The sequence below is a fragment of the Thioalkalivibrio sp. AKL8 genome, assembly GCF_000380525.1.
GTDB lineage: Bacteria > Pseudomonadota > Gammaproteobacteria > Ectothiorhodospirales > Ectothiorhodospiraceae > Thioalkalivibrio > Thioalkalivibrio versutus.
Genome location: NZ_AQYF01000001.1, coordinates 59,759 through 72,894 on the forward strand (window position 1 = coordinate 59,759; position 13,136 = coordinate 72,894).

The following is a 13,136-nucleotide window of genomic DNA, read 5'->3' on the forward strand; positions in this document are numbered from 1 at the left end:
CGGCCCGGACCGGCGATCCATCTGGCCAGTCGTGCCCAGGCACGTCCACGGTGCCTTCAGCGCAGCATCCGCGAACGCCCCATCTCGTACAATCCAAACGAGAAGCAGGCCACCAGGCCTGGCTAACGGCCGCCTGATGGCGGTTGTCTACGGGGCCGCGACAAGGCCCCTCGTGCGAAGGATCCCGGTTCGGCGAAACCATGCTGCAAACCCTGTACAAGCTGAATGCCCTGCTCGACCCCCGCGATCGCGGCAAGGTCGTCTTGCTGTTGATCCTGATGATTGCGACGGCGTTCATGCAGACCGCCGGCATCGCCTCGGTCATGCCGTTTCTGGCGGTACTGTCCGATCCGGGCATGGTCCACGACAACGAGATGCTGCGCTTCGCCTACGAATGGCTTGGCTTCGAGTCGACCGGTCGCTTCCTGTACTTCCTGGGTCTTGCGGCCTTTGTTCTGTTCATGACCGGTACCGCGCTCCAGGCATTCAACCAGTGGGCCATCACGCGGTTCACCCACATGCAGCAGTACGAGCTCTCCCGGCGCCTGATGGGGGACTACCTCAGCCGTCCGTTCACGTTCTTCCTTAATCGAAACTCCGGTGATCTGGCGAAAACGGTACTGCAGGAAACCACCCAGGCGATCAATGGCGCGCTGATGCCCGCGCTGAAGCTCGTGAGCCAACTGTTACTCGCGGCCTTCATCATTGCACTTCTGGTTGTGGTGCAGCCCTGGCTGGCCTTGATCGCAGCGGCTGGCCTCGGTGGCATCTATGCGGTTATTTATGTGGCGTCGCGGACGTGGCTGAACCGCATCGGCCTGGACCGCGTGGAGGCCAATCGCGAGCGTTTCACGGCCGCGGCCGAGGCCTTTGCCGGTGCCAAGGAGATCCGTCTGTTGGGGCGGGAGCGTGATTACCTGGAGCGGTACCGGAAGCCATCCAAGCGGTTTGCGAGTCACCAGGCGAATGCGGTCCTGCTGCAGAGCCTCCCGCAATACGCGATCGAGGCGATTGCATTCGGCGGGGTTCTCGTCCTGGTGCTCTATCTGATGGCAGGCGATGGCGGGTTGGCTCAGGCCTTGCCCCTGATCGGCCTGTACGCGCTGGCCGGACGCCAGTTGATCCCGGCGTTTCAGAAGATCTTCCAGCAGGTCGCTTCGTTGCGTTTCAATGCGGCCGCGGTCGACAGCGTTCTTCGGGACCTTGGCCAGTTCTCTGACAGTACGCCTCCCCTTTCGCGCAACGATCGACTCGCTCCGCTGGCTCCGACTCGGTCCATCAAGGTGCAAGGTCTCACCTATCGGTATCCCGAACACGAGCACCCTGCCCTGAAAGACATCTCTCTGGAGATTCGCGCCAGAACCACGGTCGGATTCGTGGGCTCGTCCGGTGCCGGAAAGAGCACCCTGGTCGATGTGTTGCTGGGCCTGTTGGAACCCGAGCAGGGCACTATCCTGATCGATGGCGAACCCCTGACACGAGCCAATATCCGTCGCTGGCAGGCAGCCCTGGGCTACGTCCCGCAGCACATCTTTCTCGCCGACCAGAGTGTGGCAGCTAATATCGCCCTGGGTGTTCCGGAAGACCAGATTGACCAGCAAGCTGTGGAGCGAGTTGCTTGCCTGGCTAACCTGCACGAATTCGTCATCCAGGAGCTCCCGAACGGTTACGCAACCGTCATCGGCGAACGTGGCACTCGCCTCTCCGGCGGGCAAAGGCAACGCATTGGTATCGCTCGCGCCCTTTATCGCGACCCCGATGTGCTCCTATTTGATGAAGCTACCAGCGCGTTGGATAACGCCACTGAGCGGGCGGTGATGGAAGCAATCCACAATCTCTCCGGAGCCAAGACGATCATCTTGGTGGCGCATCGGCTTACCACCGTGAAGCCCTGTGACCGGATCTACGTGTTACATAAGGGCCGGATTTCGGAGGACGGTTCTTATGAAGAACTGTCGAGCGCCGGAACGCTCTTTCACCAGCTTGCGGTCGGGGTTGAGTGAGTCGCAGGTGAATTTCCGACTTACGCTTGGATGGAGTAAGCGATAAATGGCGAGTCAAAGGGGTTAGCAGTCCATGGGAGTGCTGAGCACGGAAACGTTGTACCAGGACGATCCCGAAGGCCGCCGATATGCAGCGGGGAAAGGCGTTTGGCGTGCCATTTGTGCAGATGAGTTGCGGGCCGCGCAAGCGCTGGCTGAAGGACCATGGGCAAAAGCCTTGGAAGGGGTGGACTACCCATGGCTTTGCTGGAATGTGGCCGACGAATGGTGTTTGGTCCAGCAAAGGATGGTCCGATCAGTCGGTTGGACCCCTGTGGTAGGTTTTGATCCACGCGTGGGGGAGCCGCCCCTAGTGGAGGGCGCGATTCTCGTGGATTTTAACGCCGGCCTCGACTTCCCCATGCTCCACATGGCGTTCCCGATGGAACTCGTCTACCTGTTTGCCCCTCGGCTAGCCTTTTGGCACTCCGATCTCTTGGTCCGTGAGCCGCTCTTCCGAGAGTTGGCCCAGCGTTTCCGCCAGTTGCCAGATGGAGCCACTGCGGCCGTGGACGTCCGAAACCGCTGGTTTCGCCGGATCCCGAGCGGCAAAAGGGGGCGTTTCTGGGAGCTGATCGGGTGTACCACCCGAGGTGCCAGCGCTGATCAATTCGCCAATGGCTGCGGTTGGTGGAAGTGGATAGACGATCATCCCAACGGCCCCGACGACGAACGGGAACGCGTCGCACGGCGAGCCTACAGCTGGGATCACGGGGGCGGTATCCTGGCTTGGAACGAACGGTGCGGGGGGAAGGTTAAACCCATTCGCGCCAAATCGCTGCATGAGGGCCATTGCACCCGTATCGGCAACAAGCTGTACGAACCACAAGGTCCAATGGACGTCCGCCGCGACTTGAATCGGAATTTGCTGCACAACTACGACTTGCTCGAGGTATGTGGCCGTTTGGGGCTTACTCGGTTTCTCCGGGACTGACCCGCATGGAAATGGCCCGAAGATTGACCCCACAGGGGGGGGGGCACCAAGACCATACCGGATCCTTGTGGGGTGCTGCTTTGCATGCCTTATGTGAATTTAACTCGATTTCTATGAATGCGTGATCCAGCCCGTGGGACAAGTCCATTTCTGGATTGCGTAGCGGCTCTGGTTTTTTTCACGCCTTCAACGCCTCACATCCGCGCTGGTTAATGACGATGCATTCCAAACTGAAAAACATCTGGACCCGCAGCCTATCCACGCATCGTAAATACGGACTGATGGGTGTCATCCATTCTGTTCGTTGGCGTTTTCGAATGCTGCGTACTGAAGTCCGATCGAGTTGGCGTCAGCGCTGGTGTGACTGGGTCGGTGTCAAAAAGGTGGGTAGCCCATACGGCGTAGACTTTGTTCCAAATTGGCGCGACCTGACGTTTCGGTTTTATGTGAACGGTGCCTATGGTACCGGCCTCGCGGACCTTCTGTCTGAACAGGACTCACCGTTTTTCTTCATTGACATCGGCGCCAACCAAGGCCTTTATAGTATTCTTGCGGCTCGGAACCCTCAGTGTCGTAAGGCGATCTCGTTAGAGCCGATAAAGGATACTTTTGAAACCCTAAAGCAGAACATTATCTTGAATGGCGTGTCGGGTCACGTGGTGGCGCTGCCTTGGGCTATCAGTAATCGTCGTGGTAATGCGAGGGTATCATCCAATCCCAACCATAGCGGCGCGAGTAGTTTAGAGCGCTGGAGTGACGGGCAGAAGGGGGAGGTCGTCGAGCTGCACGAGTTCTCTGATTTGGAGCAGTACGTGAGTGGCGAGATGCTCCCAATATTTGTAAAGATCGACGTTGAAGGGCATGAGCCTTCAGTGATTTCATCGATTGCTCAATCGACGCAACTTTGTCCTCGCATATCCGATATCGTGTATGAGGTGGATGAGAGGTGGGTGTCTGTTCCTGAACTAAGACGGAAGTTGGAAAATATCGGATTCAAGCAGTTCACGGACATTGGTAGTGGCGCGCATCGGGATGTTCATGCGGAGAAGTAGTTGGCGGTCCTTTGGAACATGATGATCTACTTAGATCCATGTGTGGTTCGGTTTAGGGGCTCGTTCGGGATTCGGGGTCACGTTCGGGGTCACGGCAGAGTGGATCCGCTGCGAATAGAGGCTCTCCCTGCTCTAGCGGGTAAAGGGTTGCAGCGTGGCGGATTCGCGGCGTTCCGTGCCAGGCTCTCGAACTCAAGTCGCGCACGTATGAGGAGGACTTGATTAGTGTGGATCCTTACGGTTTGCCATAGATCGACTCTTCTTTCGGTTGGTGGTCATTCACGGATCGGGGTATCGATGTGAAGGCGTCTCTGAGAAGCTGCAAGCGGATGGAAGCTCTTTGCCCCGCTTGGTTAAAACGCTTCCATGGGCGGGCTGCCTCTTCTATGCAGACGTTCGAGCAATCGTGGAGTCAGCTGCTTCATTCGGTTGTGGCTCGTGTTTGGGCGAGCTGAAGCAGAGGCGACGTTGGCTTTTTTTGCCCGTGAGGTGATTTCTATGAAGCAGGAGCCTTTGGACTTTCGGCTTTGCAATAGCAAACCCAAGCCCGAGCCATATTTCGTCGCTCGAAGCACCGCGTCGGGTGTTTGCATTGAAGGGGAAGAGCACGTGCGTCTGGGTCATGAGCTCGACGGCGGTCTCGGTAGAGAAACGGACGGAATCTTCGGCCGTTGGGACTGGAGCGGGAGAAGGCTGATCGTAGAAAACGATCGGTACGGGATGTATCCATTGTTCTATAGCACATGGGGGAACGAGATACGGATTTCGCCGGCGATTCGGCATGTGCTTGCAGGTTCCTTCCCCAAAACACTCGACTTCGGGGCGCTGGCGGTTTTTCAGAGGCTGGGAATCTTCCTAGCGAACGATACGCCCTTCGAACACGTGAGGTTTTTGCCCCCGGGCGTACGGCTTACCTGGGCAAACGGAAAGATTTCCGTGGAGCCGCGTTTTTCCGGGGCATCCCAGGTGGCGCCCAAGGTGGGAAATTTTGACGAGGCCGTCGACCAGTATGCCGGCCTGTTCGCGCAGGCCATCAGCCGCAGGGTTCCTCCCGATGGCGGATTTGATCTGGCACTCAGTGGAGGCAGGGATTCGCGCCACATCTTTCTGGAATTACTAGCTCAAGGCCACGCTCCAAGGCGGACCGTGACGGTCCAGGGATATCCGCCAATCGATGATGAGGACCGGTTGATTGCATGCCGCCTCACGCAGGCCACGGGGCAGCTGCATGACGAGGTGGACTATCCGGCCTCCTACCTCGAGGCAACCCTGCAGGATATCGAGCTGACCGAATTCTGCGCCAGCGGGCACACCTGGCTTGATCCACTGGCCGGTTATTTCTCGCATCGCGGGACGAAGTGTATTTACGACGGCATTGGGGGCGACGTGCTTTCCGCAGGCCATACGCTCACGGAAGAGAAACAGCAGCTCCTTGCTTCTGGCCAGACATCACGGCTAGCTGAGAATCTATTGGAAGAATCAGGAAACGAGGGTTTTATCCACTCATGTTCTCAAGCCGATTTTCGGAAACGCATTCCCCGGTCGGTGGCAATCGACCGCTTGGCCGAGGAGCTGGCTCAACACTGCGGTGCACCGAATCCACTGCTCTCGTTCGTCTTCTGGAATCGCACTCGTCGATGCATCGGCCTGATTCCCTTTGGTCTCTTGCGAGATGTCGAAACGGTATTTTGCCCCTATCTCGACCATGATCTGTTCGACTTTCTGATGGGGCTGAACCCTGCCTACGCGCGCCAGGGATTGCATGACGAGACAATTCGCCGCAGCTACCCGGAATACGCGGACGTACCTTATGAATCTCGAAGCACGACGCCACCGAGACAACGTGAGCTCGATCGGTATTACCGCAAGGCGGCGCGCGAGACACTACTGTATCTGGCCAGAAACCCTGGGCTGATGCGTTCCCGTCTAGTGAGGACTGGGCGCTTCGCGGCAATGCTGGCGCGTTCATCCGTTGCCCGGCATCCAGGGAAGCTTTGGTATCTTCAGCCATTGTTAAGAAGACTAGAAATGGAACGGGCAGCGGGAGGAATCCATGGTCTCTGAGCCCGAACTCAGAGATTTGTTGATGATCTCCTACAGGGTCGCGTCCCCTAGGACAAGCTCGGCGTCCATAGGCCCTGCTCTGCCGGGGGGGTTACGTTTTCAACGGTCCAGCTTAACCGTAAAGTGCCAATCTCAGCCCTGCGTTCAATCGTCCGGAACTATGTTTTGTCACTCCTGCGCGCGACATAAAAACGCTTTCTCGCATGGGGTTCAATTAGACGCGATAAAATAATCTGTTTGACGTTGGATGTAAAAAAACTTTACGAATTCCCCGGTGAAGATTGGTTAACTCTTGGCTGACGCTTGGTTGCCCAATCTTCTCCGAATGGCACCGATTGTATGCCGAGCCAGCTGCCTTGTTTGCCGTATCTTGTATCGCATCTCGATAACCCTGGATCTTGCGATGAGTTGCGCCTTTAGCGGGGCTCGAAACCGGTACCGTTTCATCGCATCTTGTAGCTCCTTGTCGTAAGTCCTTTGTCCCCGAATGGTTCCCGCAATGTATCGAATTCGCTCCTTCTCATAAACTTTAAGATCGAAGGATTCGCTGAATTTTTCGAGATTTCCTGTGATTTCAAGGCAAAGGAGTGTCCTCAAGCATTTTCCACAACGCGAGCAGTTCTCCCCCCTTTCATTAATTAGGCATACGTCCAAGCCTGTCCGCGCCGTGCGATTCTCTACGAGGGCCACCGTCTTCTCCACCCGCGTGAGTTCGCCACCCACCGGAATCAGTTCGATGGATTCAGTTCCCAGCAGAGGTAGCAAGACCGGGTCCGCGTGTCCGATTGAGCGTGTCCTCCCAACAAACGTAGACCCATACGGGTAGGCCGAGGAATACAAAAATCGTTGGGTTTTGTCCTGAAAGAGAAGCGCCGCAGCGCCGTTTCGCACGGAGTGGGTCTGCATGAAGTCAATGTCTTCGGATGCCTTTTTAAAGAAGGCGTCCATGTTCGAATCAATTGGAACAAGTTCGAGCCCTTCTTGGGAGGCCTTGGGTTTTAGGCGGTTATATCGTTCGATGAACTCTTTTGTGTTGGATTGGGTTTGCGATCCAACGTTGTTGTAGGTCATAAAGGATAGCGCAAAGCCCTGCGGCGCGTTCGCACGATGGTATTGCGTTAGGGTGCAGAAGGAGTCGACGCCGGAAGAAAATCCCGTCGCAACCAGCCCGTCCCCATGGTGAGGAGTGCGTGGCGCGGGGGTCGCCTTCACCTCCACCCGTGTTAGGTAGGGGGCAATGGCGAGGAGGATGGTCTGAATTGGGCCGTTAAGGTTCCGGAGAAGTTTCTCGGACACGGTTGTGGAGAGGTGTATGTCTTCACCTAAAGCCATGGCGGGCATAAGGAGGGCTAGCGCGGGCGCGTCGGATTCTACGGATATGTGGCCGTAATAACGGGTGAACGTACGGAAGTAGAGGTTGTCCGGAAGTTGTGGATGGTGAACTGCTGTTTCGAAAATGGCCCAGCCATCTTCTTCGCGTTGCTCCGTTCGTTCGACGTAGATGGTCATGGCAGTCGTCCCCATGGGTGATATTGAATATCAGTCGAAACCGCCCTTTTGTTGTTTGCTTTTTCGCAGCGTGTCGGGGGCGGTCGGTCGGTTGTATTGTATTTTTTATCATGCGAACATCTGGTGTTTCTTCGTTTGGTTTTGCGTCTTTGATTCAGGGGGTTATTTAGCCCAATCCGCCTTTAATTGAGAGGCGCCTTTCTGGGGTGGTCGGCGCCGTCGACTTGGCTTCATATCTGTGAGTTGAAGTCGTGGATCTTGTTCTCTATGCGCTGGATGCGGTCCTGAAGGATGCGATCGGCCCCTAATTGGAAATTACCTGTCCGTGCGAGTTGTTTCAGTTTTCGGGAAAAGGTGTTGCCCTTGAATTTCGCAAGGACCCAGCCATGGGGAGACCGGTTGGCGTGAGACCAGATTGTCGGAAGCTTGTGAAAGTGGACTTCAGTCTGCATGCTCGCTGACCAGTCGTGCCACTTGCTCAGAAGCATTTGGCGGTTTGTAATCACGGGAAGCCACGGAACACGGAGTGCTTCGGCCGTGATCGCGCCGTGCATGGCGGAGCAGATGAGCTTGCGGGATCGCCCGATCTGATCGATTACGCTGTCGCAAGAGGCCTCGGGATGAATGAAATGAACGCCGGCCTGCTCGCAAAGCTGGCGCATTCGTTCGGAGAAAAGGGCGTGGTGCGGCATAAAGGCGCAGTCGATATCTTTTTTCGGGTTGAGGTCTTCGGTGCGGTGGAGGAGGATGCCGGGGTCAGAGATGGCGAGTTTCGGGTCCAGGTTCAGGGAGGCGGCGGTCAAGGGGCCCCGTACGAAGTGCACCGTCCAGCGCGCGACGGCTTCTGCTGGGACCGTTCCATAGCCGAGGCCGCTGCCGAAGATGTGGAGAACGCCCGAGGCGGGCAGGCGTTCATTGAGCAACGTCCCTATGCCTACAAACACCTCGTTGGAGCCTGGCTCAGCCTCCAGTGGCGTTCGGATGAAACGTGGCCAAAGGTAGTCGTTGAGAGCGTCGCCAAAGTTGGGTCGTTTACGATAGCTGTAGAGATACATCTCGAGCTCCAGCACAATCCAGGGGAGCGCCCCGGATGTTGGGGTTGTATTAGAGGGGTTTAGATGTCAAAAGGCAGCTGTTCGGTCCCCGTCGTGGAGATATCAAATTGTCCGTGAGCCCTTCGAAGATTGCAGTGGTCATACCTTATTTCCAGCGCAAGCGGGGACTTCTGCGCCAGTGCGTGCGTTCGGTTCTGGACAACGCCGCGGGAGTTGACATAGAGGTCCTGGTGGTCGATGACGGGTCGCCACTTCCAGCCGAGGAGGAGATCGGCGATTTCCTGGAGGATTGTCCGGTCGAGGTTATTCACCAGGAGAATGCGGGGCCGGCGGCGGCCCGAAATAAGGGCCTCGAACATGTTGCTCCAGGCACCCGCCATGTCGCCTTTCTGGATTCCGATGACGAATGGATAGGGCCCTTTCTGGATGATGCTGTGCGAGCCCTTGACCAAGGATTCGACCTCTTTGTGGGAAACAGTCGACGAACCGGAATCCCGACATCGCGCTTCCAGTGGTCGGATACTCGGAACGACAATATCTGTCCCGAGGAGCACCGCGTGGTGGATCCGGAACACGACTTGTACGAATACGTTGGGGATTTCTTTGACCTTTTGGTTCGGCGAACCAATATCATTGGTCCGACGACCATGGCGTACCGACTTGACCGGTTTCCCGATGTCCGTTTCCGCGAGAGTCTTTTTCAGGGTGAGGACCGGTTGTTCAAACTGACGCTGGGGCAATCGATCGGTCGCGTGGCATTTTCGCCCCGTATTTATGCCGACGAAGGCGAGGGCGTGAATATCTTCGACAAGTCGGGCTGGAAGACGGAAGGCTATGTTCGCCTGACATCCAACTACATCGCGCTCGCGCGCATGGTTCTTGAAGAGATTCGGCTGGATGGGAAGCAGCGGGCATTTGTGCGGGGACAGCTGGCGGACTCGCGGCGTTCTTTCGTCGCGGCCGTCTTGCACCAGCTGAGGCACCGTAAACCCCTGGACTGGTCTTTGGTGAGGGCGACGTTGCGTCGAGATCCGCTGGGGGCGGTCCTGTTCTTGCCGAACATCCTGGGCCTGGCCCTCGGACGCCTTGGAGAAAAGGGTGGACGGCCAACGGCGTAAGCGATGTTGGGCGGCTAGCATGGCGATCCCGTAGCGTCCCGGTGCCGACTGGGCCATTCGAGTGTCAGTTCGGACATGTAAGTGCCTCTCAGGATGCTTTCGGGGCTCTGGCAAAACCCCATGCCACTGGCAATGGCGGAGGGCAAGGGCGTCTCGTGCCAGTCGCCCGATGAGTGATCGCGCTGGGCTCCGTTCACGGCTTGTCTGAACCAGCGATTCACCCGTCGCGTGTCGGTGACAGCGTGTCCGCCCGGGTTCAGGAGGGTGAGACCCTGCCGACCGCCGTATTCGAGGTTCAGCCGTTGCACGATGCAAGGCTTCTTCAGGGAAATGATCAGGGTGACAGTGCCGACGACGTCCCGGTATGGCGCTCTCCGCAGGGCGGCGCGCCGGCCTAGCGCGCCATCCAGCAACCGCCAGTCGAGTGCTGCCAGGGCCCGGGCCGGGAGGCTTGTGTCGGCAAGGCGAAGCAAAGGGCGCGGGTGTCCCGAGAGCGTTACTCGCAAGCGTTCTTCCGAAGCCTCGCTTTCGCAGTGTTCGAAGTCGGTGAGTCCGAACAGGCGGTCGTCAATCAGGAACACGGGCGTCCAGCCCGCCAGGGCGGGAGCGTCCAGCAGGGCTTTTACGGGTATTCGGGCAGGCGCGGGACAAAGCACGTTCCCCTGCCAGGTCACGTGCAACGGTACGCCACCGGCATAGCGCAGCTCCACGGCGTCGCGGCTGAAGGCCTGTGGAGGCTGCCCGTGGGTAGAGACCAGGGCAAAGGTGGCAGACGGTGTTCCGGCCCGGAGAAGCTCGGTCCCCGTGTGGGCTGGCTGTGCGGCCTCGAGCGCATCGAGGTGGACGGCATGCTCGCGATCAGGGCGGTCCGTGCGACAGCGCGCCCATGCGATTATGGCCGCGGCCCAGGCGTTGTAGACCGACAGATGCATGTAGGGGTCCCAGCCTGTGCCTGAAATGGCGGTATCGGCGGGGTTCAGTGCCTGGAAGCCATCGGACCGAATCTGGTCGGACCAGCGCCCAAGAAGGCCGCTCAGCATCCGTCCGGATGCGGTGTCCTGGTGTGCGTCAGTTGCGGCCCCGAGCAGTAGCAGGCTCGCTACCAGACAGGCATCTCCAAAGAGCGCGTGGCTGCTCCGGCCGAGGCCGCCAGCATGGCCGTGGCCGTCCCACACGTAGAGGCTCCATCGCAACAGGCGCTCGATGGTGGGCCGCCATGCTTCCGGTTCGCCAAGCTCCGCGGCCATGACCGCCACGAACAACGCTTTGTGATGATAGGCCGCGGGTGTGGCCCCGCGTGCCGGTGTGCCGGGGCGGGCCGGGTAATCAACGAAGGCGCCGGAAGGGGTTGTCCAGCGGTCAAGGAGTCCGCGCAGGCGCGCATGCGTCCGGGGTTCGGCCTTGCCGTTGGCCTCCTGCACTTCGCACAGCCGGGCCAGCAAGGTCCAATTGTTGGATGGGTAGCGGCGCGCCAACTTGCAGCCTTGAGCCAATGCCCGGCTGTGCGCCACTTCGCTTGCCGGTGCCCCGGATCGCTCGAGGTGTTCCGCGAGCAGGGTCAGCAGGAAGCGGTTGAACGGGGCGTGCCCGGTCTTTTGCGCCGGCAGGGCCTCCCACGCCTCCAGGGGGTGCCGCCACATCCGCGAGTCGGGCCCATCCAGGATTGCAAGCGCGAGGGCGGCACCGGTTTGGCCGTAGTGATCTGCGGGTGTAGGGGCTTCATCGACTGGATCGTGCAAGCCAGAGCCGGGCCGGATGTGAGTACGTAGTGCAGCGGCGAGGGCCTCTAGACACCGGCCCAACTCGGAAGCCGCAGGCGCGGAGGAAGGGATGATTGGTGTGGCCCCCATCAGGTCGGTAATCACAATCGACTTAAACCCTGGGCGACGACGGCCCCATCAGGGTGCCGGACATCACGGTGTCCTTGTCTGCGCGGACTGGTTCGGGGTCGGGATCGGGGCCGGAGGCGAGGCCTGGCTCCGTGGGCGGATCGGAAGCCGGGGCCGTGGCCGCTTGTGGGGCCTGTTCCAGTTCCCTGCGCATGATGACGGCCAGGGCGATAAAGGCATACAGCAGGTTGAAGTAGGCGACATCCAGGAAGATGCCGGATATCAGATAGCCTACGAGCCCAATCTGCAGGGCCCAGGCGTACTCCGACAGCCAGATCTCTCCTGTCCGTTGGCGCGCCGTTCGCCGGACCCGGTTGAGAGTGTGAAAGGTGAAGGCCATTAGCAGCAGGAATACGGCCAGGCCTCCGAACCCGTGTTGTCCCAGGATCCCGAAATACACGCTGTGGGGAGACAGTACGTGGCGCCAGCTGCCCTCGAAATTGGCATAGCCCATCCACCAGTCATAACCCAGAGCTGAGTTCCGAAACCCCATGCCGGTGAGGGGGCGTTCCATCGCCATGTTCCAGGCCACGCCCCAGGACTGGATGCGTTGCATGGCGGAGGTGTCTTCCTCGTAGGTCTCGATCGTCTGCCAGCGCTCGACCAGCGGCTCCGGTGCGGTCACGCCCACCACCGCTATAAGGAAAAAGCCGACGAGGACCATCAGCCACTTCTTCTGCATGTGCCAGAAGAGCAGGGGCACGATCGCGAGCAGGCCGACGAACGCCCCGCGCGAGTGGGTGGCGAGGATCGCGATTGCGGTGAGCCAGAAGACGCCGTAGAGGAACCAGCTAATGGGGCGCGAGAATCGACGGAGCAGGTCGAATCCCAGGTCGACCCACTGGTGATGGAACATGCGCGCGCTTGCCAGGATGAGTGGCAGCACCATGAGCATGGCCAGGCCGATGTAGGTATTGCCGGAAAGGTAGGAGCCAACGGGCCCAAGGACCATGTGGGCCCCGCCCGTCTGGAGGGCGAAGATGCCGCCCTTGAATCCGTAGAAGGCGAGCGAGGCGGTGATCACCAGCAGCAGCCAGACAATGCGGCGCTCGCCGTAGATCAGCAGGGGCGTGATGAAGGTGATCAGCAGGATCTTCATGAAGTGGATCCAGAAGTCCCAGGCGCCACTGGAATTCACCGCGAAGTGGCTGGTCATCGCGAAATACGCCGCCAGCGCGAACAGCATCACCGTCTCGCGGGTGAACGGAAACGGCTTGCGATCCTTTGCCAGGAACAGTGCGACCAGGGTCGCCCCGCCCAGGTAGGTGGCGAGGGGGGCCCCGCGCATGAAGGTCCACGCATGCCACTGGGGCGCAAAGAGCCCGACCCAGAACCAGGCCAGGATGCCGATCCACGCGTAGCGCACGATCAGGGGAACGAGCACGACGACGATCAGGGCGAGCAGGTAATCACGCATGCAGTTCGAACCTCGCGCCGCTGTGGCCGGGACGGACGGAAAAGGGATGGCTCATG

The 13,136-nt window shown here is 59.1% G+C and carries 9 protein-coding genes; 5 read left to right on the top strand and 4 right to left on the bottom strand.

What is annotated here, in order from left to right:
* The first annotated feature begins 200 nt into the window (after positions 1-200).
* The 4 genes from G335_RS0100280 (at position 201) to G335_RS0100295 (ending at position 6,092) form a co-directional block, all read left to right on the top strand.
* Positions 201-2,003, top strand: a complete 1,803-nt coding sequence (locus tag G335_RS0100280) for an ABC transporter ATP-binding protein (protein ID WP_018175561.1) — start codon at positions 201-203, stop codon at positions 2,001-2,003.
* A gap of 73 nt (positions 2,004-2,076) precedes the next feature.
* Entirely contained in the window at positions 2,077-2,976 is a 900-nt protein-coding gene (locus G335_RS0100285) for a hypothetical protein (protein WP_231362639.1), read from the top strand.
* Between the two features lie 218 nt (positions 2,977-3,194).
* The gene (locus G335_RS13650; protein ID WP_196802238.1) at positions 3,195-4,028 is read left to right on the top strand and encodes an FkbM family methyltransferase; all 834 of its coding nucleotides are present in this window, start codon (positions 3,195-3,197) and stop codon (positions 4,026-4,028) included.
* A gap of 498 nt (positions 4,029-4,526) precedes the next feature.
* A complete protein-coding gene (locus G335_RS0100295) occupies positions 4,527-6,092 on the top strand; it encodes an asparagine synthase-related protein (protein ID WP_026304729.1) in 1,566 nt (521 codons plus the stop codon).
* 285 nt (positions 6,093-6,377) lie between these two features.
* Here G335_RS0100295 and G335_RS0100300 read toward each other — a convergent pair whose 3' ends face one another.
* Both G335_RS0100300 and G335_RS13465 read right to left on the bottom strand, forming a co-directional pair.
* Complete coding sequence (locus tag G335_RS0100300) at positions 6,378-7,601, bottom strand: hypothetical protein (RefSeq protein ID WP_155986703.1); 1,224 nt, start codon at positions 7,599-7,601, stop codon at positions 6,378-6,380.
* Positions 7,602-7,831: 230 nt separating this feature from the next.
* A complete protein-coding gene (locus G335_RS13465; RefSeq protein WP_018175564.1) occupies positions 7,832-8,656 on the bottom strand; it encodes a hypothetical protein in 825 nt (274 codons plus the stop codon).
* Positions 8,657-8,763: 107 nt separating this feature from the next.
* Between G335_RS13465 and G335_RS0100310 the strand changes: the two genes are divergently transcribed.
* A complete protein-coding gene (locus G335_RS0100310; RefSeq protein ID WP_026304730.1) occupies positions 8,764-9,774 on the top strand; it encodes a glycosyltransferase family 2 protein in 1,011 nt (336 codons plus the stop codon).
* Between the two features lie 14 nt (positions 9,775-9,788).
* On the opposite strand, the gene G335_RS0100315 is transcribed toward G335_RS0100310, so the two are convergent.
* Both G335_RS0100315 and G335_RS0100320 read right to left on the bottom strand, forming a co-directional pair.
* Positions 9,789-11,624 (bottom strand): hypothetical protein, encoded by a 1,836-nt coding sequence (locus tag G335_RS0100315; RefSeq protein ID WP_026304731.1) that lies wholly within the window; start codon positions 11,622-11,624, stop codon positions 9,789-9,791.
* Positions 11,625-11,646: 22 nt separating this feature from the next.
* Positions 11,647-13,080, bottom strand: coding sequence for a putative O-glycosylation ligase, exosortase A system-associated (locus G335_RS0100320; RefSeq protein WP_018175567.1), 1,434 nt, complete (start codon positions 13,078-13,080; stop codon positions 11,647-11,649).
* Positions 13,081-13,136 lie beyond the last annotated feature (56 nt).